General features: G+C 34.0%; 18 protein-coding genes. 7 read left to right on the forward strand and 11 right to left on the reverse strand.

Translation table 11 applies throughout. The features are described from left to right. Position 1: 1 nt before the first annotated feature. Positions 2–850 carry a beta-1,6-N-acetylglucosaminyltransferase gene (locus tag FA045_RS03375; protein WP_136874486.1) on the forward strand — a complete coding sequence of 283 codons (849 nt, stop codon included), beginning with the start codon at positions 2–4 and terminating at the stop codon, positions 848–850. Here the strand turns inward: FA045_RS03375 and FA045_RS03380 are convergent. Genes FA045_RS03380 through FA045_RS03405 form a run of 6 tightly spaced genes read right to left on the reverse strand, consistent with a single transcriptional unit; the run spans position 847 to position 7,747 of the window. Beyond that, the gene (locus FA045_RS03380; protein WP_136874488.1) at positions 847–1,833 is read right to left on the reverse strand and encodes a glycosyltransferase family 2 protein; all 987 of its coding nucleotides are present in this window, start codon (positions 1,831–1,833) and stop codon (positions 847–849) included. The genes FA045_RS03375 and FA045_RS03380 overlap by 4 nt on opposite strands. A gap of 13 nt (positions 1,834–1,846) precedes the next feature. Beyond that, positions 1,847–3,901, reverse strand: coding sequence for a glycosyltransferase family 2 protein (locus FA045_RS03385; RefSeq protein ID WP_136874490.1), 2,055 nt, complete (start codon positions 3,899–3,901; stop codon positions 1,847–1,849). Further along, positions 3,901–5,166 (reverse strand): ABC transporter ATP-binding protein, encoded by a 1,266-nt coding sequence (locus tag FA045_RS03390; RefSeq protein WP_136874492.1) that lies wholly within the window; start codon positions 5,164–5,166, stop codon positions 3,901–3,903. Before FA045_RS03390 ends, FA045_RS03385 begins: the two co-directional genes overlap by 1 nt. A 9-nt stretch (positions 5,167–5,175) precedes the next feature. Beyond that, the gene (locus tag FA045_RS03395; RefSeq protein WP_136874494.1) at positions 5,176–6,042 is read right to left on the reverse strand and encodes an ABC transporter permease; all 867 of its coding nucleotides are present in this window, start codon (positions 6,040–6,042) and stop codon (positions 5,176–5,178) included. Next, positions 6,042–7,001, reverse strand: a complete 960-nt coding sequence (locus FA045_RS03400; protein WP_136874496.1) for a polysaccharide deacetylase family protein — start codon at positions 6,999–7,001, stop codon at positions 6,042–6,044. Before FA045_RS03400 ends, FA045_RS03395 begins: the two co-directional genes overlap by 1 nt. Before the next feature lie 2 nt (positions 7,002–7,003). Beyond that, positions 7,004–7,747 carry a class I SAM-dependent methyltransferase gene (locus FA045_RS03405; RefSeq protein ID WP_136874498.1) on the reverse strand — a complete coding sequence of 248 codons (744 nt, stop codon included), beginning with the start codon at positions 7,745–7,747 and terminating at the stop codon, positions 7,004–7,006. Positions 7,748–7,954: 207 nt separating this feature from the next. On the opposite strand from FA045_RS03405, the gene FA045_RS03410 reads away from it, so the two are divergent. The 4 genes from FA045_RS03410 (at position 7,955) to FA045_RS03425 (ending at position 13,971) form a co-directional block, all read left to right on the forward strand. Further along, a complete protein-coding gene (locus FA045_RS03410) occupies positions 7,955–9,655 on the forward strand; it encodes a ribulokinase (protein WP_136874500.1) in 1,701 nt (566 codons plus the stop codon). Then, complete coding sequence (locus tag FA045_RS03415) at positions 9,652–10,350, forward strand: L-ribulose-5-phosphate 4-epimerase (protein ID WP_205943090.1); 699 nt, start codon at positions 9,652–9,654, stop codon at positions 10,348–10,350. The genes FA045_RS03410 and FA045_RS03415 overlap by 4 nt, the downstream gene beginning before the upstream one ends. 399 nt (positions 10,351–10,749) lie before the next feature. After that, entirely contained in the window at positions 10,750–12,240 is a 1,491-nt protein-coding gene (araA, locus tag FA045_RS03420) for an L-arabinose isomerase (RefSeq protein ID WP_136874504.1), read from the forward strand. Positions 12,241–12,270: 30 nt separating this feature from the next. After that, positions 12,271–13,971, forward strand: a complete 1,701-nt coding sequence (locus tag FA045_RS03425) for a sodium:solute symporter family transporter (RefSeq protein WP_136874506.1) — start codon at positions 12,271–12,273, stop codon at positions 13,969–13,971. An 804-nt stretch (positions 13,972–14,775) separates the two neighbouring features. On the opposite strand, the gene hemF is transcribed toward FA045_RS03425, so the two are convergent. From hemF to FA045_RS03450, 5 genes are all read right to left on the reverse strand, one after another. Continuing rightward, positions 14,776–15,669 (reverse strand): oxygen-dependent coproporphyrinogen oxidase, encoded by an 894-nt coding sequence (gene hemF, locus FA045_RS03430; protein WP_136874508.1) that lies wholly within the window; start codon positions 15,667–15,669, stop codon positions 14,776–14,778. A gap of 477 nt (positions 15,670–16,146) precedes the next feature. After that, positions 16,147–17,367, reverse strand: a complete 1,221-nt coding sequence (locus FA045_RS03435) for an MFS transporter (RefSeq protein ID WP_136874510.1) — start codon at positions 17,365–17,367, stop codon at positions 16,147–16,149. Positions 17,368–17,478: 111 nt separating this feature from the next. Then, positions 17,479–18,066, reverse strand: a complete 588-nt coding sequence (locus tag FA045_RS03440) for a fasciclin domain-containing protein (RefSeq protein ID WP_136874513.1) — start codon at positions 18,064–18,066, stop codon at positions 17,479–17,481. A 93-nt stretch (positions 18,067–18,159) separates the two neighbouring features. After that, entirely contained in the window at positions 18,160–18,960 is an 801-nt protein-coding gene (locus tag FA045_RS03445; protein WP_136874515.1) for a DUF4249 domain-containing protein, read from the reverse strand. A 2-nt stretch (positions 18,961–18,962) separates the two neighbouring features. Continuing rightward, a complete protein-coding gene (locus FA045_RS03450) occupies positions 18,963–21,302 on the reverse strand; it encodes a TonB-dependent receptor (protein ID WP_136874517.1) in 2,340 nt (779 codons plus the stop codon). A 179-nt stretch (positions 21,303–21,481) separates the two neighbouring features. Between FA045_RS03450 and FA045_RS03455 the strand changes: the two genes are divergently transcribed. Both FA045_RS03455 and FA045_RS03460 read left to right on the forward strand, forming a co-directional pair. After that, on the forward strand, positions 21,482–21,967 hold the full coding sequence (locus FA045_RS03455) for a PaaI family thioesterase (protein ID WP_136874519.1): 486 nt from the start codon (positions 21,482–21,484) through the stop codon (positions 21,965–21,967). Between the two features lie 11 nt (positions 21,968–21,978). Beyond that, entirely contained in the window at positions 21,979–22,611 is a 633-nt protein-coding gene (locus FA045_RS03460) for an AlbA family DNA-binding domain-containing protein (RefSeq protein ID WP_136874521.1), read from the forward strand. Positions 22,612–22,855 lie beyond the last annotated feature (244 nt).

Genomic DNA, 22,855 nt, shown 5'->3' on the forward strand with positions numbered 1-22,855 from the left:
AATGAGGCTCTCTCACCTTATCATTGCTCACACAAATCCCTCGCAACTTAAACGTTTAGTAAATGCTATAAGTAATCCAAATGCTGATATTTATATCCATATAGATAAAAAAAGCAACCTTAAAGAATTTAGTCATTTATCATTAATACCAAACGTATTTTTTATAAAGGAAAGGTGTAAGGTTACTTGGGGAGCTTATAGTATGGTTGAAGCAACTTTGTGTAGCATGCAACAAATTTTAGACACTAAAATAACATATAGCCATATCAACTTATTGAGCGGTCAAGATTATCCTTTAAAAAACGCAAAAGAAATAACAGACTTTTTTATCGCTAATCAAGGTATTAGTTTCATGAAATATCGTTGTATAACTGAAAACTGGAGAGATGCCTTGCCACGACTTAACAGATATGACTTTAGTAATTACAATTTCCGGTTTAAGTATAAATTAGAATTTTTTATTAATAAAATCCTGCCAAAAAAAACACTTCCAGCAGATCTAAAACCCTATGGATTATCGCAATGGATAACCATTACACCAATACATGCTAAATATGTAATTGAATATTTAAAAGCTAACAAAAAAGTAAGAAATTTCTATTTTTATACTTGGGGAGCTGATGAAATGGTATTTCAAACGATTTTAGTAAACTCTATGTACAAAGAAGAAATAGTTAATAGTTATATGAGATTTATAAGATTTAATAAAGGCGCTTACCGACCTGATGTACTTACCATTAAAGATGCTGAAGCTATGGTTAACTCTGGCAAATTTTACGCTAGAAAATTTGATGATAGCGTTGATGTTGAAGTATTAGATTACTTAGATGAAGTAATTAAAGCGCATTAACTTTTATAAAAAATAACTCTTTTAAATATAATTTTAACTAATCGCTTTAAACTTCGCTTATTTGGGTGCAATTTAAATGCTTCCCATACTTGAACAGTTGCTGCTGCAGGATTTTTTTGATTGTGGTAAATGTGATCAGAAAGTATACCTGCATAAATAGAATAGTTCATTCTGGCAGTTTTTTTTAAAGATTTTCTATAATTTTCTGGTAAATAATTTTGAATAATATCTATAACTTTAGCAATATCTTTTAAATTTTGTCCGGTTTTTAAAGCATTGCCCGTTATGTTATTTGAATGAACTCGATACGATGCTAATTTTAGCGGAGTATAGGCTGTTGGATATTTTGCTGCAATTCTGTTCCACATCTCCCAATCTTCGCCATAATGTACTGCGTAAAAACTGCCTAAATTTTCGTAAACTTCACGCTTTACAACCATACATGGGGTTTGTAAAAGTTGTCCGGTAGCAATTTGAAGATACCAATCTTTTATAATTCCTGGCTCATCTAATATTTTTTTGCTATCCCATAAATATTCATCATTTTCATTTATTTCTGTACAGCCCGTAAATGCAGCGCCTGCTTCTGGATATTTTTCGAATAGATTTGTTATTTCTTTATAAAAACCTGGTCTTACCAAATCATCGCCGTGCAAAATATGTACATATTTACCTTTTGCCCTATTAATGCAAGTTTCAAAATTTCTTAAACTACCACCATTTTCAGACTGCTGAAAAAACCCAACTCTTCCTTTTCCAAGTTCTCTAACCAAAGCCTCAACATCTCCGTCAGTGCTAAAATCATCAATAACTTCAATTTGCATTAAAGTTGTGCTTTCTGCTTGTATTAGTACACTTTCAATTGTTTTTCTTAAATAGTTGATACAATTATAACTAGGAATCATTACAGACCATAAAGGTCTATCATCACTTTGTGGTAATGGTAAAATTTGTGGTGGAGTTTGAGGTGTACGTACAAGCATCACTTATTGTTTATTAATTTGAGTAATAGTATTCCCAATTTTTTAATCCATTTTGGTAGGCATCCATTTCTTTATCTGTTGTAAGATATTTGTGCTGCCGTTGGAGTACTTTAATTACATTATCAAGCATTAAATTTTTGTCTGCAGACATGTTATAATCGTGTATGCGATAGGCCGCAATTTTTCCACTGTGCGTAATTGATGGGAAATTTCTTGTAATGTTTAAGTTGATGTCGTAATCTTCGCAAGCCTTTAGTAAAGGATCAAAATAAAATGTATAAAAAAGCGCACTCCTATACATCACAGTACCTTCCATAGCTATATAATTGCCATGTAAAAGACCTTCAAAATTATCAGCCCACTTTTCTATTTGCACAGAAGATGGCAAAATTTCTCCTTTATCATTTACCTTATCATGCGCACCTGATACAAAAACAACCTTTTTGTTGTTTTGAAAATGATTAAGGTTGATTTTTAAACCATCTGGATAGAGAAAATCATCCGCATCTAAAAACACAAAGAAATCGCCTCTTGCATAAAATACACCTCTATTTCTTGCTGCTGATAAGCCTAACCTATTGGCTTTATAGTACTTTACATTAGCATAATTTTTGCATACTTCGGCGGTATCATCTGTAGATCCATCATCAATTACTATGATTTCGAAATTTTGATGAGATTGCTTCAGCACGCTTTCTATTGCTTGGGGAAGATATTTTCCATGATTGTAACATGGAATAATTATAGAAACTAATGGATTTTGACTGATGATTACCTCTTCTTTTAGGGATTTTAGATATAATAAGTTACCCTTTCGCTCTACATTTCTATTTTTTCGGTAATACAACCAGCCTGAAATACAACCTCTAACTTCATTAATTGTATTAAAAAGAGAATTTGGTCTTAAGTGGAGAAAATCACTCAATAATTTTTTGCCGTAATATTTAGGAAGAATTTTTTTCAACCTAAACATATCCCCATCATTGCGATAGTTTTCATACTGCACTAAAATTGAACTTACTTGCCCACGCATGTAACTAAAAATTTGTTTTTTTAGCGATTGTATTTCTTCACGATGTTGATGAAATACAAACAGTTGTGGAAAATAATGACAATGGTAACCTTCTGCTAAAATTCTATACCAAAATTCAGAATCACCACTGCAACCTGATGCGCCAACATCTAAGCGTTCATCGAACCAACCAACTTGTTCAAAAATTTCTCGTCTAAATGCCATATTTGCCCCTGCTCCAATATTCCAAACTGGCACACCTTCATTTACGTGGTCGGCAAAATACTTTTCATCAAATAATTTTGGTAAATAACCATTATTAAAGCCCCAAAATTTTTCGAAAGTATATTGAGCTTTAGTTGCTAAAGCAATTGGAATAACCAGACCAGTTACTGCCATTGTTTTTGGCGCTGTAAATAATGTTTTTAATTGTTTAGTCCAGTTTTTATCAACTATTACATCATCATCAGTGTAAGCAACAATTTCATTTTTTGCATATATAGCACCTGTATTACGAGCAATATCTAAGCCTTTACGTGGCTCTTTTACATATTTTATGTTTGGATATTTACTGACAATTTCCGCTGTTAAATCATCATCTGGTGCATTGTCTACAATAATTAATTCAAAATCTTTATCAGCAGAATTGAGCAACGATTTGATGCAACCTTCAATAGCATGAGAGCGGTTTCTGGTACAAATCACAACAGAAAGTTTATGATCGGAAATAACTAAATCATTTCTTTTAAAAATATCACTTAATACTTTATTTAATTCCTTTGATTTATTTTCAAAAAATAAAGTTTGCCAGTTAAGTTTATCACTTTGAGGATGCTGGCTAACATAATATTCAAATGTTGTTTTTACAGAATTTACTGCTAGTTGATTTAGTTTCTTTCTATCAGCCGCCAAAAGTTGATCATCTAACCAAATATGACCTAATGGAATATTTAAATACCAAATAACTACATAATAATTTTTAGCTATTGGAATAAAGTTATGAAAATCACTTAACTGAATATGTTCTATGCTATATGGTTTAAATTTATCCATCATTATTCTTCTTCCTGTTCTAATTGCACTTTAAATTGTGGTCTTATTGCTCCTGGCCAATCGCCATACCAGGCTGTATTTTCTCTAAAATCTTCTATATCAAAAGATAAACACTCTTCGAATTCAAAAATGGCTGCACTAGTATTTTTCACAAAAAATAAACTTATGGTATAAGAACCATTGTTTAATAAATTGCCAGGAATTTTACATCTCCCCTTTACAACACCTTTTTTATATGGCTTGGCAACAGAATCAACATCAAATATGCAATCGCCCAAAACAGTGTTTAAAGTTAAGCTTACACCTAGGTCAATAATTTCTGAAGGAAGATACCAAAATTCAAATTCGACAACCAAAGGTGTTCTGATATCAATAATTTTATTTTGATCAAGATATTGAGGTATTAATTCTAATTTTTTAATTCGAATATTATCATTACCAGGAGCTTGATCGGGATCGTTATACTTTTTTTGGAGTTCGTGGATTTGTTCATTTTTAAGGTAATTTGTAATGATTTCTTGTGTTCTTCCGATACCTAACAATCTACCCTTTTCTAAATGGATGGCTTTATTGCATAAATTTTTTAGCGCTTGTGCATTATGGCTAACAAAAAGAACTGTTTTACCTTGCTCGGCAGAAACTTCTTTCATTTTGCCTAAACATTTTTTCTGAAATTCTGCATCTCCAACAGCCAAAACTTCATCAACAATTAATATTTCTGGATCCAAATGTGCTGCTATTGCAAAAGCTAGTCTAACATACATCCCACTCGAGTAACGCTTTACTGGAGTATCTAGAAAACGTTCAATACCAGAAAAAGCCACAATCTCATCAAACTTATTCATGATCTCTTTCTTGTGCATGCCAAGTATCTGCCCATTTAAAAAAATATTTTCTCTTCCGGTAAGTTCTGCATGAAAGCCTGTACCAACTTCTAATAAACTAGCAATTCTGCCAATTCCTTTTATCGAACCTGAAGTTGGCAATGTTATTCGAGATAAAATTTTCAACAAAGTTGATTTTCCAGCGCCATTTTTTCCAACAAAACCTACAACATCACCTTTAAAAATTTCAAAACTTACATCTTTTAATGCCCAAAGTTCGTTTTTGTGAGCTTCATTAGCTTGCTCATCTGCACTTAAATTATTATTAATTTTAAATGCTTTTTTCCATACACTTTGTATGTCTTCTTTAAAAGAACGTGTACCAATTACGCCTAATTTGTAGTATTTAGATATGTTTTCTGCTTTTAATATTATATTACTCATTACTAAAAATTAAATGATATCCATTACTTCAACTTCACGCCTTTTAAATAAAATTAATCCTGCTATGAGCAAAATAATGGTTTCCGCAACCGCGATTAACAAAAAATCATATCGTATGGCATTTTGATTAAAAAATATGCTTCTAAATGTTTCAATAATTGGTGTTAATGGATTTAACCAAAACAAAAGCTGAAATTTTTGAGGCACTATAGAACTAGGAAATACTACTGGAGTAATAAACATGCCTAATCTTAAAATGTATTGAAAAAATGTATCAATATCGCGGTAACGAGCAGTAAAAACAGCTATTAATAAGCCAGAGCCTAAAGCAAAACCTGCAGTTAAAATTACTAAAAAGGGTATTAGTAACATTTTAAATGACAGTTGAAACATATCATACGCAAAGAAATAAAATAAAAATATGATGATAAAAAGCACCATTTGAATAGCTAATCTCACACTTTGTGTAATGATATTACTTACTGGTACAACTAATCTCGGAAAATAAACTTTATTAAAAATATGTGCATTGGTAATAAAGGTGTACATCGTACCCGAAATATTGTCAAAAAAAAACGTCCATATTATAGTGCCCGATAGGTAAAATAAAATTTTTGGAACTCTATCTGTAGATACATTAGCAAAATTACCGAATACTACCAAGTAAATTAGTGTGGTGAGTAGCGGCTGTAAAAATATCCAAATCGGACCAATAACAGTTTGCTGATAGTTCGCAATTAAATCTCTACGTACAAAACGCAAAATTAATCCACGGTAATTAAAGAGCTCTTTTAAGCCTAATTTAAACCAGCTTTTTGCAGGACTTATTTCCCATTGCCAATTTATGGTATCATTTTTTATGTTCTCGTTGTTCATTATTTTTTATTCGATAACCAATTCATAAGGTGTTGTTCAAACTCTTTACCATTCCAATTTTTAACCTGAAAGCGTGGAACAGTAAATTTATAAGTGCTATTTGTTAATCCATCTGGATTGGTTGTAAAAGCCAATTGAATGGCGGTTTTATCAATAATTTTTATGGTATCATCATTACATCCACCATGTGGATAGGCAAAATATTTTATTTTGCCCTTGGTTAATTGCTCTAAGGTATTTATCCCATTATTAATTTCTTCTTCTTGATATTTGTAGGAGAAGTTTGGTAAAAAAGGATGGGTTTTAGTATGTGCACCAATTGTAAATAAACGATTTGCATTAAGGGCTAATAACTCCTCTTCGTTCATTTGTAGATATGCTGCTCTTTTGATATGGTTACTCGCCCACTTTTCTAAATACCTAATAAGTGCTTGATGTTCTTGAGCAGGTAGTTTTTTAAAAATTTCGCAGAGCTGAAGATATAAATCTGATGGTTTGGTTTCATGATCTTCAAAACCTATATGCCAAGAAAATTTTACTGGAGTATTAATTTCTAAATTTGATGGTAAATTAGCAGTTTCTAAGCAAATTCTTTGCAAGGCATCCCACCAAAATTCTATCTCAGAACCGATAAAACCAGTTGTAATAAAAAAAGTTGCAGGAATATTGTATTTCTCTAACTGAGGCTTAGCTGTCGTGTAGTTATCACGATAGCCGTCATCAAAAGTAATGGAAACATTGTTTTTTATATTTTTTTGATGCGTGATTAAATCATTGAGCTTATCAAGTGAAATCACATTATATCGTTTTAACACTTGTAATTGCTCTTCAAAATTAGCCGGACTTACCGCAAGCTCCCAAATATCAGATGAAACATCCGCTATGCGATGATACATTAAAACAACTCCAGTTAATGTAGATTTATTTCGAAAAGAAGAGAAAAGTGAGCGAATTTTCATTTCTATTTTGTTAAACGTAGTGTTAATACCACATCAAAGGCACTATCACGTACATCAAGTTTTGCTTTATCAACCTCTGAAATTCCTATACCATGCAAGAAGCTAATTGCTGCATATACATTTCCGTAACTATTAATTATATAATCTTCACCTTCAAACAGCTCAGTACAAATTTTATGTATCGAGGCTTCGTTAAAAGACCACAACCAAAATTTTCGCCATTCACCAGCTTCAATCGGACTAATTCCGGGTACAGTTAGTAATAGCGTGCCTCCTTTTTTTAACATTCGATAACAATTTTTAAGGGCTAACTTAAAGTCATATATGTATTGCAATGTTTGTGTTAAAATAATACAATCGAAATAGTCTGATGGCATGCTATTCTCCTGACCTAAATCTGCAACGTAGGTTGCACCAGGTGCATTCTCGTTTAAATGAAGTATGTTGCTTTTGGTAATTGCAGAACCGCCAAATTTTAAACTATAAAAATTATCTGCAATTTCTAAAACATTACCTTTAATTAATGATGCTTCTGAGGCTAAAAAGCTTTCTATATAATATCTATCTATTGCTCCACCCCGATCGAATCCAAAATTACTACTGATTGGTGTTATACGATTAAAATCTCCCCAAGCTATTTTACCTACTAATGGTGTGTTTTTAGTATGGAAATTTAAACTATTAAAAACACGTTTAAAGAAATCTTGAACGTATGGTTTTAATCTTGATTTTAATCTAATATACATTAATTGAGCGTTGTATTGATAGATAGGCAAGGTAGGAAAAAATATACTTTAAGGAAAATTTTTGTTTCCTAACGCTTAAGTTTTAACAAATAATTAAAAAATGGCAATAATAGTATTTAGTATATTACAATTGATTGTGATAAAAATGAACTTAAATTTTTATTTGTAAATAAATAAACGTTATTTAGACATTTATTTATTTCTTGTATGAACGAAGCAAACTATGTAATTGGTGTAGATTATGGAACAGACTCAGTACGTTCAGTAATTGTTGATACAGCCAACGGAAACGAAATCTCCTCTTCAGTATTTTTTTACCCACGCTGGCAAAAGGGTTTATATTGTAATCCATCAAAAAATCAGTTCAGACAACATCCTTTAGATTATATTGAGGGATTAACTGCAACCATAAAAAACTGTATAGAAAAAGCTGGTGGCGAGCATATTGCTCAACAGATTAAAGGTATTTCTGTAGATACAACGGGCTCTAGTCCGGTTGCAGTCGACGAAAAAGGCGTTCCATTAGCATTAACATCAGGTTTTGAAGAAAACCCAAATGCCATGTTTGTGCTTTGGAAAGACCACACATCGGTTGGCGAAGCAAACGAAATCAATAACCACGCTAAAAAATTTAAAATAAATTATTTAAAATACGTTGGTGGTACTTATTCATCAGAATGGTTTTGGGCAAAGCTTTTACACGTACTTCGTATTGATAAAGAAGTAAGAAAAGCAACTGCATCATGGGTTGAACATTGTGATTGGGTCCCTTTTTTATTAACTGGCGCCGCTGATGTTAAGGAAATGAAACGCAGTCGCTGTGCTGCTGGTCATAAAGCTTTGTGGGCCGAAGAATATGATGGTTTACCTCCAGATACTTTCTTCAGTAAATTAGATCCATTGTTAAAAGGATATCGAGAAAAGTTATTTACCGAAACCTACACCTCTGATGTTGTTGCTGGAAATTTAAGCAGTGCATGGGCCGAGCATTTAGGCTTAAGTACCGATGTTGTGGTAGGTGTTGGCGCATTTGATGCACACATGGGTGCTGTAGGCGGACAAATTGAACCTTATTATTTAAGCAAAGTAATGGGTACTAGTACTTGCGATATTCTGGTTGCCCCCAACAAAGACATCGATGGTAAGCTGATTAAAGGTATTTGTGGACAAGTGAATGGTTCTGTTATCCCAAACATGGCTGGTTTAGAGGCAGGTCAATCTGCTTTTGGCGATACTTACGCCTGGTTTAAAAACTTAATTAGCTGGCCTTTAAATCATTTACTTACCCAAACTACATTAATAGATCAGCAAACTGCATTAGCTTTAAAAGAAGAAATTGAAGGTAAAATTATAGCAACTTTAAGTGAGCAAGCTGCAGCTTTAACAGAAGATTACGATGCAGAAGTTGCGTTGGATTGGTTAAACGGTAGAAGAACTCCTGATGCTAACCAAGAATTAAAAGGAGCAATAAAAGGGTTAAGTTTAGGTACTGATGCGCCTCGAATTTTTAGGGCATTAGCCGAAGCCACTTGTTTTGGTGCAAAAAATATTGTAGATCGTTTTAAAGAAGAAGGTGTACCTGTAAAAGGAATTATCGGCATTGGTGGTGTGGCAAAAAAATCGCCTTATATTATGCAAATGATGGCCGATGTATTAGAAATGCCAATTCGCATACATCGTTTTGAGCATACTTGCGCATTAGGTGCAGCCATGTTTGCGGCAGTTGCAGCGGGCATTTACCCTACTGTTGAAGAGGCTATGGAAAAAATGGGCACTGGTTTCGAAAAAGAATACAAACCAAATGCAAAGAATAAAAAAATGTATCGCGAACATTACGAGCAATATTTAGGCTTTGGCAGATACATAGAAAAATACAATAAAAGAGATGTAAAACCTTACCAATCATGAGTTACCAAGACATAAAAGAGCAGGCTTATGAAGCCAACATGCAATTGCCAAAATTAAACTTGGTGCTTTTTACTTTTGGTAATGTAAGTGCTGCAGATCAAGCTAGAGGTGTTTTTGCTATAAAGCCAAGTGGAGTGCCTTATGAACTTTTAACAGCAGACAAAATGGTTGTGGTAGATTTTGACTCAAATATTGTAGAAGGCAGTTTAAGACCCTCTTCTGATACGAAAACTCATGCCGTTTTATACAAAAATTGGAAAGAAATAGAAGGTATCGTACACACACATTCTACTTACGCAACATCGTGGGCACAAGCGCAAATGCCAATTCCAATTTACGGAACAACCCATGCCGATCATTTAACTACAGATATTCCTTGTGCGCCACCCATGGCTGATGAAATGATAAAAGGAAATTATGAATATGAAACTGGTTTTCAAATCATTAATCATTTTACTGAATTAGGTTTAAGCTATAAAGAAGTAGAGATGATTTTGGTAGGTAACCATGCTCCTTTTACTTGGGGTAAAACTGCAGAAAAAGCAGTTTACAACAGTGCGGTTTTAGAATATACGGCACAAATGGCATTGCTAACGCAACAAATTAATCCAAACGCACCACGATTAAAAGATTCATTAATTAAAAAACACTTTGAGCGTAAGCATGGTGCTGATGCCTATTACGGTCAAGAATAGTTAGGCAGAACGTCATTGCTGGCTTCCCGAAGTAAATACGGGACAAGCGACTGGCAATCCTAGTGCAATGAAAAATCAAATTGGGAACAAGAATAATTAGATAAAGTAATTTAAATAATTTGTAAAGCTTAGACAGTAGTTCTTTTGAAAATTCAGTCCCGCCATTCGCTACAATTTTTTTGTCCTTCGACAAGCACAGGATGACAAAAAAGATTTTCGCTGCTGTCGGGTTTAGATTTGAAAGGTTTGCTGAAGTAAACTAAACCTGATTGAAGTGAGCATGAGCCTGCGGCACACAGGCGAGTAAAACGAAAAGCAGGACTTTCGGAACCGATGAAAACTGAACATTGCTTTACTAAAGATTAAAGACTAAATAAAAAACGATTAAACAAAATAAAAATGATTGATTTAAAAAAATTACAAGTTTGGTTCGTAACTGGAACACAACATTTATACGGTGAAGAAACTTTAAAGCAGGTTGCTGAACACGCACAAGAAGTGGCTAACTCGCTAAGTGATCATAAAAATATCAGTGTTACTGTAGTTTACAAACCTATTGTAAAAACTACCGAAGAAATTTTTGAAACCTTACAACAAGCCAATGTTGATGAAAATTGTATTGGTGTAATTACTTGGATGCATACCTTCTCTCCTGCCAAAATGTGGATTAGAGGTTTAAATATCTTACAAAAACCATTGCTGCATTTGCATACACAGTTTAACCGTGATATTCCTTGGAACACCATTGATATGGATTTTATGAACCTAAACCAAAGCGCACATGGCGATAGAGAATTTGGTTTTATGGTTTCGCGGATGCGTAAAGACAGAAAAGTTGTGGTTGGCCATTGGCAAGATGAAGAGGTTGCTAAACAGATTGATGTTTGGTGCCGTGCTGCTGCCGGTTGGAACGATTGGCAAGGTGCAAAATTTGCTCGCTTTGGAGATAACATGCGCTATGTTGCTGTTACCGATGGCGATAAAGTAGAAGCTGAAATGAAATTCGGTTTCTCTGTAAACACTTATGGTATTGGCGATTTAGTTGCACTTATTAACGCAATTAGCGATGAAGATGTAAAGAAATTAGTTGCAGAATATGAAGCAACTTATACCATGGCCGATGATTTAAAAACTGGCGGTGCTAAACATTCATCGGTTTATGAAGCTGCAAAAATTGAATTAGGCTTAAGAAAATTCTTGGTTGATGGTAACTTTAAAGGTTTCTCTGATACTTTCGAAGATTTGCATGGCATGATCCAATTACCTGGCATTGCTGCGCAACGCTTAATGGCCGATGGTTACGGTTTTGCTGGCGAAGGCGATTGGAAAACAGCAGCCTTGGTACGTGCTTGTAAAGTAATGGGTGCAGGTTTGCCAGGTGCAAATGCATTTATGGAAGATTATACTTATCATTTCGACCCGCAAAACTCAATGGTGTTAGGCTCGCACATGTTAGAAATTGATGCATCATTAGCAAACGGAAAAGCAAGTTTAGAAGTGCATCCTTTGGGTATTGGCGGCAAGGCAGATCCTGCTCGTTTGGTGTTTAACGTTGCTGGTGGCAATGCTTTAAATGCATCTCTAATTGATATGGGCAACCGTTTCCGTTTGTTGATTAATGAAGTAGAAGCTGTTGAAGTTGAAAACGAATTGCCTAATTTACCAGTAGCAAGAGTATTATGGAAACCACTGCCAGACATGAAAACAGGGTGTGCGGCCTGGATTTATGCTGGCGGTGCTCACCATACTGTATATAGTCAAAATTTAAGTACCGAACATTTGCTAGATTTTGCTAATATTGCTGGACTAGAATACATTAACATTGGAGCTGATACTAAATTGAACCAATTTAGAAATGAACTTCACTGGAATGAAGTATTCTACAAATAAAATTACAACCTAAACCAAATATAAACTTATATGAATAATCTTTCGGCAATAGACTATGCAGTCTTTATCTTTTACTTTATCTTAATTTCTGGCTACGGTTATTGGATTTACAGAAGCAAAAAAAATACAGCAGTTAAAGGTACCAACGACTTCTTTTTAGCAGAGGGTTCTTTAACCTGGTGGGCAATCGGCGCTTCTTTAATTGCATCTAACATTTCGGCCGAGCAATTTATTGGCATGAGCGGACAAGGATTTAGTGTGGGTATTGCTGTAGCCGCATACGAATGGATTGCCGCAATTGCATTAATTATTGTAGCAGTGTGGTTTATACCCATTTACTTAAAGAATAAAATCTTTACCATGCCGCAGTTTCTGCAAAACAGATACAACGAAACGGTAAGTTTAATTATGGCTATTTTTTGGCTATTCTTGTACATTTTTGTAAACCTAACCTCTATTTTATACTTAGGTGCTATCGCGATTAGCAGTATTGTAGATCCAGAATACTTTAAATATATCATCATCGCCTTAGCTGCTTTTGCGCTGCTAATAACCCTAGGCGGGATGAAAGTAATTGGCTTTACCGATGTAATACAAGTTGTTGTTTTAATCATCGGTGGTTTAGCAACTACGTACATTGCTTTAACTTTGGTAAGTCAGCATTTTGGTTTAGGTACCGATGCAATTGCAGGTTTTAAAATGTTGATGACAGATTCGCCAGATCATTTTAAAATGATTTTAGATAAACCCGATGCCAACTCTACCCAAGAGTACGTAAATAAATACTTATCACTACCAGGTATCGCCATGTATTTTGCTGGTCAGTGGATTGTGAATTTAAACTATTGGGGTTGTAACCAATACATTACCCAAAGAGCTTTAGGTGCAGATTTAAAAACTGCTAGAAAAGGGATTTTATTTGCTGGTTTCTTAAAATTAGGTATGCCAGTTATTGTAATGTTACCAGGTATAGCAGCGTATGTATTGCATAAAAACGGTGCATTACAATCAGAAATGGCGCCAAATGGTAAAGTTATTGCCGATAATGCTTACTCAGCTATTTTAACATTTTTACCAACAGGTTTAAAAGGACTTTCATTGGCAGCATTAACGGCTGCAATTGTAGCTTCGTTGGCCGGTAAAGCAAATAGTATTTCTACCATTTTCACTTTAGATATTTATAAAAAATATCTAAATAAAGGTGCTTCAGAAAAAAACATGGTAATTGTTGGTCGCTTAGCCATTTTTATTGCCATGTTTATTTCCATTGTGTTTACTTGGGATGATATTTTAGGTATTGGTGGCGAGGGTGGTTTTACATTCATCCAAAAATATACAGGTTTTATTAGTCCTGGTGTATTTGCTATGTTTATTTTAGGTATGTTCTGGAAACGCACTACAGGCACTGCCGCCGTTGCTGGTTTAATTTCAGGTATCGCATTTTCGTTCTTCTTTAATAGTTTTGCAACCTCAATTTTCGGTAACGAAACTTGGCTTTACACCGCCTATTTAAATAAAGATGGCGTTTATGAAATTCCGTTTTTAATTTGGATGGGCTGGGCATTCGCCTTTACCATGCTCATTATGATTGTTTTAAGTTTAGCCGGACCAAAAGTTAACCCTAAGGCTTTCGAAATTGATAAATCGATGTTTAAAGTTTCTAATAGTGTTCTAGCAATGATTGTAATTACCTTGCTTATTATTATTATGCTTTACGTTAGGTTCTGGTAATATAAATAACGATCTCATTAAAGCGATAATCTTAATTGGTTATCGCTTTTTTTATATGATAAGTTTTAGTAAAATTATTTGAAAAACAATGGTACATTTTCATCGCAAACGTAGCCCCTCTTTTCACTGCTGCCGTTGTTAGTAAGCACAATGAAAGTTTGTGTAAACGGCATACGTTTCAATAGGGTTTATAGTACAACGTTTTTAGTTCTTAGGTAAGTTGCAAGGTGCGTAAAATCTAAAAGTCTGAGTTAGATTATTAATTTCTTATATTCTCGCTTTATTTGCTCTAAATATAGCTAGCTCGTCCTGCTGAATTTATTTTAGCATCTTTCCAGCATGAAAGACCCTGACCTGTAGCGAAGCGGAAAGCTACGCAGTAAAATAAATTCAGGGTGATGACCACTCCTATTAAACATACTACAAAACGTAGCGAATAATTATTAAAAACCGAACTCAGGTTACAATTAATATATAAAGAAGCTTTATAACGAATGTTTTTGTTGGGGCTGAAATTACAGTTATTTTTTAATTTGAAATAATTATATCAATCTGAGGATAAGCTGATTAATTGCCCTGAATTTTAGCTAGTTTTGTCATCCAGAGCGCAGCGAAGGATCTCTATCATTAAATTCTTAAATGAGATTCCTCGTTCCTCGGAATGACAAAACTTGTCATCGTTGATGCTATTGCCGACTATTGCGTCCCCGCCAACGTATTTAAAATTCTTAACTAAATTACATTAGGAATGGGTTCACCCCTGCCCAAATATTTAAAACATCAGGTTTTGGTCAACCGCAAAGATTAAACCCAATCAATCCCCTTTTTCAAGAAATTTTGTGTTTTTTCCTCTTCGCTTCCAGCCTCAATTTTTGGGTTATAATTCCATTTTGCAGTTGGCGGTAAGCTCATTAAAATACTTTCTATCCTTCCATTGGTTTCTAAACCGAATTTGGTACCAGCATCATAAACTAAATTAAACTCAGCATAACGGCTACGACGTAAATATTGCCATTCTTTATGCGCTTCAGTAAACTCCTGATCACGGTTACGATCTATTAATTCGGCATAAACTGGTAAAAAAGTATTTCCAATTGCTTTAGAAAACTCAAGAATTTGATAAAAATCCAATCCAGTAGTTTCTGGCTTTAATCTATCATAAAAAATACCACCAACTCCCCTAGTTTCTTCACGGTGTTTAATGAAAAAATAATCATCGGCTATTGCCTTAAATTTAGGATAAAACGATGCATCAAACTCATCGCAACTCTGTTTTAAACGGTGATGAAAGAAACGAGCATCAGTTGGAATTACATAATGAGGTGTAAGATCTATACCACCACCAAACCAGCGGGTTTGTTCATCCATTTCAAAATAGCGAATATTCATGTGTATAATGGGCACAAATGGATTTTCGGGATGCATAACAATAGAAACACCTGTTGCAAAAAAATCGTCACTATCAACCTTAAAAGCGTTTTTAACAGCTTCTGGTAATTTACCATGTACTGCAGAGAAATTTACGCCACCTTTTTCAATCACATTGCCATTTTGCATTACACGTGTTCTGCCGCCACCACCACCATCGCGTTGCCATAATTCTTCTTCAAATTTAGCTTTTCCATCTGCTATTTCTAATCCTTCGCAAATGCTATCTTGTATCTGCTGATATGCTAACGCTACTTCGTCCCTAAACATGCTTTTTTGTTTAAATGTTCCGATGTTCTAAAGTTGTAAGGTTGAAAAGTTGTTATTTTGAATACAACAATTAAAACAAGCTACAACTCAAAAATTTTTACACCCTATTTATTGCATAAAGGTAAGACTATTGAAATGCTAAAAACGGTATAAGTTTTAGATTTACTATTTTTTGACATACTACCTCACCCTTTAATTGAAGCTGTATCAGAATTAAAAATTCAAAATTTGAGGAAAATTAAATTTTGGGGTTTCGTTATGTTCAGCTTCCCGAAGTAAATTCGGGACACGTGACTGGGCATCGTAAAACGCTTAATTAATGCTAATCATTGACCTTCTTAATGCATTACGATTCCCGTTTTCACGGGAATGACGACCGTACAAAATATTATTCTGTCATTCAATCTTATAGATTTATTCTGATATATCCTCATCGTGATGCAAAACAAATAGTAGAAATTTTAACAGGGTGAGGTCTTAAACCTCCACGTAATCTAAATCTTTGCTAAATGTTTCTTTCAACTGACTTAAAGCAACTAAAGAAATTGCCAAACAGATAAAACCAACAATCATAGCGCCTTGTAAAATGCCAAATTCATCCTTAAAAAACTGAAAAGCAATTAGAATAATTACCAAAGAGCCACGTACAAAATTAGGTACCGTGGTAGTAACCGTTGCCCTTAAATTAGTGCCAAACTGCTCAGATGCAATGGTTACAAAAGTAGCCCAATAGCCGGATGCAAAACCTAAAAATAAACTTAACCAAATAAAAGTTTTTTGCGTTAATCCGAATGAATAAAGGTAAACAACTATGGCAACGCCACTTAACAACAAGAAAATAAGCATTACTTTTTTGCGAGATTTTAAAACCTGAGCTAATAAACCTGCAACAACATCGCCTACGGCAATACCAATGTAACAGTACATGATACCCTCGCCTGCGTTGATGATGCCATTTGCACCTAATGCTTTACCAAATTCTGGAGAAAATGTAATTAAAACACCTACCACAAACCACAATGGTAAACCAATTAAAATACAGCATAAATATTTCTTAAAACGAACTTTATTGTTAAACAGCATCAGCATATTACCACGAATAAAAGCACTTTCTTTAACTTCTTTAAACATACCCGATTCTGCTAAGCCTACGCGTAACAGCAATAGCAATAAGCCCATGCCACCACCTATAAAATAACTGGTTTGCCAAGTATAGTAATCGCCAATTAAAGCTGCTGCAACTGCACCCAATAAACCAACACCAGCAACGATCATTGTGCCATAACCGCGGTTTTCTTTACTCATGTTTTCGGTTACCAAGGTAATACCAGCACCAAGTTCGCCAGCCAAACCAACACCCGCTATAAAACGAATAATGGTATACCAAGTTACAGAAGTAACAAAGCCATTTGCAATATTAGCCAATGAGTATAAAATAATTGAACCAAATAAAACACTTAATCTTCCTTTTTTATCGCCTAATATCCCCCATAATATACCACCAACTAACATCCCCAACATTTGGCTATTGATTACAGTAGCACCAATATCTAACAAATCGGCATCAGCAACTCCTAATTCTTTAAGGCTTTTAACTCTAACGATAGAAAATAAAATAAGGTCGTAAATATCTACAAAATAGCCTAGTGCGGCCACGATAATAATAAGCGTAACATTACGCTTGTTAGTTTGGTTCATTATATATTAAGTTTGGTGGGCTTAAACTAACAAAAAAATAGGGTTAATCAAAAAAGCCTTCTTCCACATTGTGAAAAAAGGCTTAAAAAATTAATTAATTATTAAGAAATATTAGTTTGGCATTAAAACCGCATCAACAACATGGGTTACACCATTGCTAGAAACAACATCAGCGATAGTAACTTTTGCATTGTTAATCATAACTACACCATCTTTAATAGAAACTTTTAATTTACCACCTTGTACAGTAGTTAATTCTTGTCCATCAGTTAAATCAGCAGCTTTAACAGCTCCAGCAACTACATGGTAAGTTAAAATTTTAGTTAAATCAGCTTTCATTTCTGGTTTCATTAAACCATCTAAAGTAGCTTTTGGAATTGCTGCAAATGCCGCGTTTGTTGGAGCAAATACTGTAAAAGGACCTGTTCCGCTTAAAGTTTCTACTAAACCAGCTTGTTTAACAGCTGCAACTAAAGTAGTGTGATCGTTAGATCCCAATGCGTTTTCAACAATGTTTTTTGAAGGAACCATCATAGCACCGCCAACTTCAACACCTGTTTCTGTCATTGAGGTATCTGCCATCATGGTATCTACTGCTGTAGTATCGCCCATTGATGAATCAGAAGTGTTTGAATTACAAGCACTAGTCATTGCTAAAATTGCAACACCCATTGCCAAGCTTAAGAATTGTTTTTTCATTTTATTTGATTTTAAGTTTTGTTTCAACTACATACGAAATAAAATGATGCTTGGTTTTGCAATAAAAAATAAAGTTTGATGACGATAAGTTGTTTATTTAATTACCAAAGAATCTACCGTAAAACTTGAAGCACTAAAAAAACCTAATGCCCCATTATTAAAATTAGATTCTGGATTGGCTGGAGTTGTTGGCGGACCGCCGTTGCCTGTTATCTGAGTAATAGAGAAAAGATATTTGTACACCTTTTCATCAATTGTTAGTAGCTGAATTTTAACTTTATCGCCAGTTACCAACTCTGGCTCATCAATAAAAATATTATTTTTAACTTCTCTTCCATCAGTAAAACGATCAGAATCTACATAATAACGATCATTTTTGAAGTTATTAATGAAAACTCTATTATAGTAATAATTAGCAACACCAGCTGGGTCATTAAAATTAACTTGTACCACTTTGCGTGTTTCGCCAAAGGCAGATAATTCTATTTGACTAAGTGATTTAATAGGAACAGGCGTTGGCATTGTTGAAATTGCCACATAGGTTTGTCCGCCAGCCGTAACTGTAATGGTATATTTTTTACCAGGAATACCTTTGTATCTAGTTGATACATAATTACCAGGTGTTACTTCTGAATAGGTTATAGTTGGTCCATTTTCTTCTTTAATTGTTACTGTTGCTCCACTTACCGGCACTTTTGTATTATTGGCTTCAAAATTTGTTGTACTAGAAAGCGATACAATTTGTCTAACATCTAAATCTGTTAAAATTGCTTCAACCACTATTTTTGGAGCTGCATTATCTAGTTTTAGATCTATTACTTTTTCACATGATGAGAAAATAATCACTAAACCAGCAAATATTATGAATGATAGATGTTGTTTAAAATTTTTCATGTTTAAAATTTAAAATTCCAGGTAACTGATGGAATAATGCCGAATAAAGAAGTTTGAACTGCTTGAGTTTGCGTAGTATTATCTGGATTATCCTGAAAATTAATAGCAAAAGGATTTTTTCTATTGTATAAATTATAGATACCGAAATTCCAGCTAGATTTAAATTTCTTGTTTGGTTTGCCCTCTAAAGTTGCAGAAACATCTAAACGATGAAAATCGGGTGTTCTATTGGCATTGCGTTCGCCATAAAAGAAAACTGTTTGTCCGTCTAATACATATTTACCTATCGGGAAAGTAACGGCGTTGCCACTGCTGTAAACAAAAGTTGATGAGAATATCCAACGCTTGCCAGGTTTATAAATCCCAACAACCGAAACATCGTGTGGTCTATCCTGACGGGCATTAAACCAATTTCCATCGCTTATTAAGTCAAATTGTCTTTCGGTTTTTGATAATGTATAACCTACCCAACCGTTAAACTTGCCGTACTTCTTTTTAAAAAACAATTCCAGTCCGTACGCTCTTCCCTTACCATAAATTAAATCAGCCTCAACGTTTTGGTTACCTCGCAAATCAGTACCATTTCTATATTCAATTTGATTTTGCATGGGTTTGTAGTAAACCTCAGCAGAAAACTCGTAATCGTTATCTTTAAAATTATTGAAATAACCTAACGAGAATTGATCTGCCAACTCTGGTTTGGTATTTAAACTATTCATAATATACAAATCTGTTGGCGATGTTGCCGTAGAGTTTGACATGAGGTGCAAATTCTGTACATTTCTGGTATACGATGTTTTGATCGATTTGGTGTCATCAAGCTGGAAACTTGCAGAAAATCGAGGTTCTAAATTAACATAGCTTTTCACAATTTCGCCAGGTTTATAAAATGTTGAACTTGTTTCTATTCCATCAACATCAAATGTTTTAAAATTACCACCACCTAAAAGTGAGAAAGAAGAAATCCTTAACCCGTAAACCAATTTAATTTTATCGCTCAAGTTGTACTGATCAGAAATATAAGCTGCCAATTCTATACCTTTTCTGTTCTCAATTTTTATTTCATTTACGCTTGATGTGCTTGGCGATGAAATTTCTCCAGGAGCAATGGTATGGTGAATGGCATCAAAACCAAACTTCAACTCGTGTTTATTATTTAGCGAAAAGTTGAAATCTTGTTTCAGGTTAAAATCACTGATGCTTGAATTTACTTTAAACTCGCTGCCACTTAATAAATTTTCGATTGTATAATCGTACTTGCTTACAATTAATGAAGTATTTGAAAATAATCTATTGCTAAACAAATGATTCCAACGTAATGTACCTGTTGCGTTACCCCAGTTAAAACCAAAAGTATTACTTAATCCGAGTTTATCTCTACCAAAATATCCCGATAGGTAAACCGTGTTTTTATCATCAAGTTGATAGTTCGCTTTAGCATTTAAATCATAAAAATAAAGCGTGTTTTCTCTTAATGAGGTATCTGGAGCAAAAGCCAAAAATGCATCTGCGTAAGTCCTTCTTCCGCTAATCATAAAAGAACTTTTATCCTTAACAAAAGGTCCTTCTACTTTTAACCTCGATGAAATTAAGCCAATACCACCTTCAAAAGTGGTTTCTTTTCTATTTCCATCGTTCATTCTTACATCTAAAACTGATGATAATCTACCACCATATTGAGCAGGCATACCACCTTTGTAAACGGTAACATCTTTAATGGCATCAGAATTAAAGGTAGAGAAAAAGCCAAGTAAGTGTGAAGCATTATAAACAGGCGCTTCATCTAATAATATCAAATTTTGGTCGGTTGCACCACCCCTCACATAAAAACCACTATTGCCTTCTCCAGCAGATTTAATACCTGGCAAAAGCTGTAAGGTTTTTAAAATATCTTTCTCACCAAACAGAACAGGGATATTCTGTATGTCTTTCACATTCAGTTTTTCTACACCCATTTGCGGCTTTACCAAATTTTCGTTTCTACGAATATTCGTAATTACAACTTCACTTAGGTTATTAGATTCTTCGATGCTGAAATCTTGTTTGGTATTGGCTGTAATATTTAATTCCTTAATTTGAGTAACATAACCAACATACGAAATCTCAAATTTATATTGGCCAGCCGGTAAATTTATACTGTAAAATCCGTAATTATTGGTGGATGTGCCAAGTTGAGAGACGCCAGAAATTTTTACACTTGCACCAATTAATGTTTCTCCAGTTGATGCATTTTTAACAATACCATTAACCGTATAGTTTTTTTGAGCAAATAATACGGTTGCGCTAGAGCAATAAATTAAAATTAAAACTATAAAAACCTTAAAAGCGAAAATTCTCTTCAAAATATATATAATAAGTGATGTGTCGTCAAAATTAAGTTAACTGTGCTAAAGTTTTGTAAAGTTTTTAATTAGAATAATTGATAGAATGTAAAATTTATTGAAGTTGATTTATAGTTAAATAATAGATGTTGGGCAATTAATTTTTAAACATCAATTGTATTGTTGATATTTAAAACATCATGAAAGTTTCAGAAAGAACCTTAAAATGGGCGATGAATGCCTATCCACCATTATTATTTCAGCGCATTTGGGTAAAAAAATTTCATAAAGATTTTTTGGGAGTTGATGTTAAAATAAGCAACAGTTTTTTAAATAGAAATTACAATGGCTCTATTTTTGGCGGAACAATTTATGCAGCAACAGATCCATTTTACGCCATACTTTTTGATCAGTTAATGCAACGCAGGGGTTTTAAAGTTAGGGTTTGGCTTAAAAGTGCAGCTATTAATTATTTAAAACCTGGTTTAACCAATTTGTTTTTTACCATTAAAATAACTGATGAAATGATTGCAGAAGCAGAAAATTCGTTAAAAGAAACAGGAAAGTTTGTAAAAGCATACCCAATGGAATTGTTTAATACAAAAGGCGAATTATGTGCTACGGTGATGAATGAAGTGTATTTGAGAAACAAGTTTCCGGGCGAAAACCAAACTGCTGCCATTTAAAATGCTAACGTATGAATATCAAAAGATTAATTCTGGAAGGCGAAAACGTTAGCTTAGATTTTAAAAAAACAATTAGCAGCAGCCAAAAAATTGCCAAAACGCTGGTCGCATTTGCAAATAACCGAGGCGGAAAACTTTTAATTGGCATAGCTGATGATGGAAGCATTAAAGGCGTAAAAGATGAAGATGAAGAAAAATACATGATTACAAAAGCCGCTCATGTTTTTTGTAAACCTGCATTAGAACCAAAATTTGATGAAATTTATGTTGACGATAAGTTAGTACTGGTAGCCGAAATTGAAAAAAGCAACCTAAAACCGCATTACGCCATGGATGAAAATAAAAAGTGGTGGGTTTATTTTAGAGTGAAAGACAAAAGTGTTTTGGCAAGTAAAATCATTATCGATGTTTTAAAAGAACGTAATAGCGAAATAGGCCAGCTCATCAACTATTCAGATCATGAAAAGAAATTGCTAACCTATTTACAAGAGCATGGCAGGATCACACTAAAAGAATATAGCAAATTGACTAGAAGTGCCTATAAAAAAGCGCAAAAAATTATCGTGAGTTTAATTTTAACTGGTGTTTTACAGCCACATACCTCAGAAAAGGAAGAATATTTTACTGCAGTTGATTTAAAATAATTTGCGTTTTTATCTCTTTCCAACCTATCGGCTGGTGAGACACCATTAGTGTTCGGAAGTTTAAAAATTAAACACATAGGCACATAGTTAATATAGGAAAAAATGCGCTAGCCTATGTTTTCATTGTCTATTTATGGTTAGAAAATTAAACGGAGGGTTCAATTATCCCAACGGGATAATATCTGTATAGCAATTGCAAGGCATACATTCGACCCCAGCTGGGGTCGCACACCATAATTGCACA

It is taken from the genome of Pedobacter cryotolerans, assembly GCF_005116475.1.
Taxonomy (GTDB): Bacteria; Bacteroidota; Bacteroidia; order Sphingobacteriales; family Sphingobacteriaceae; genus Pedobacter; species Pedobacter cryotolerans.

Coding starts and splice junctions, on each gene's coding strand:
- FA045_RS03395 (WP_136874494.1), bottom strand. CDS start 6,042: ATGAACAACGAGAACATAAAAAATGATACCATAAATTGGCAATGGGAA.
- FA045_RS03425 (WP_136874506.1), top strand. CDS start 12,271: ATGAATAATCTTTCGGCAATAGACTATGCAGTCTTTATCTTTTACTTT.
- hemF (WP_136874508.1), bottom strand. CDS start 15,669: ATGTTTAGGGACGAAGTAGCGTTAGCATATCAGCAGATACAAGATAGC.
- FA045_RS03410 (WP_136874500.1), top strand. CDS start 7,955: ATGAACGAAGCAAACTATGTAATTGGTGTAGATTATGGAACAGACTCA.
- FA045_RS03445 (WP_136874515.1), bottom strand. CDS start 18,960: ATGAAAAATTTTAAACAACATCTATCATTCATAATATTTGCTGGTTTA.
- FA045_RS03455 (WP_136874519.1), top strand. CDS start 21,482: ATGAAAGTTTCAGAAAGAACCTTAAAATGGGCGATGAATGCCTATCCA.
- FA045_RS03415 (WP_205943090.1), top strand. CDS start 9,652: ATGAGTTACCAAGACATAAAAGAGCAGGCTTATGAAGCCAACATGCAA.
- FA045_RS03385 (WP_136874490.1), bottom strand. CDS start 3,901: ATGATGGATAAATTTAAACCATATAGCATAGAACATATTCAGTTAAGT.
- FA045_RS03405 (WP_136874498.1), bottom strand. CDS start 7,747: ATGTATATTAGATTAAAATCAAGATTAAAACCATACGTTCAAGATTTC.
- FA045_RS03375 (WP_136874486.1), top strand. CDS start 2: ATGAGGCTCTCTCACCTTATCATTGCTCACACAAATCCCTCGCAACTT.
- FA045_RS03390 (WP_136874492.1), bottom strand. CDS start 5,166: ATGAGTAATATAATATTAAAAGCAGAAAACATATCTAAATACTACAAA.
- FA045_RS03460 (WP_136874521.1), top strand. CDS start 21,979: ATGAATATCAAAAGATTAATTCTGGAAGGCGAAAACGTTAGCTTAGAT.
- FA045_RS03400 (WP_136874496.1), bottom strand. CDS start 7,001: ATGAAAATTCGCTCACTTTTCTCTTCTTTTCGAAATAAATCTACATTA.
- FA045_RS03380 (WP_136874488.1), bottom strand. CDS start 1,833: ATGCTTGTACGTACACCTCAAACTCCACCACAAATTTTACCATTACCA.
- araA (WP_136874504.1), top strand. CDS start 10,750: ATGATTGATTTAAAAAAATTACAAGTTTGGTTCGTAACTGGAACACAA.
- FA045_RS03435 (WP_136874510.1), bottom strand. CDS start 17,367: ATGAACCAAACTAACAAGCGTAATGTTACGCTTATTATTATCGTGGCC.
- FA045_RS03440 (WP_136874513.1), bottom strand. CDS start 18,066: ATGAAAAAACAATTCTTAAGCTTGGCAATGGGTGTTGCAATTTTAGCA.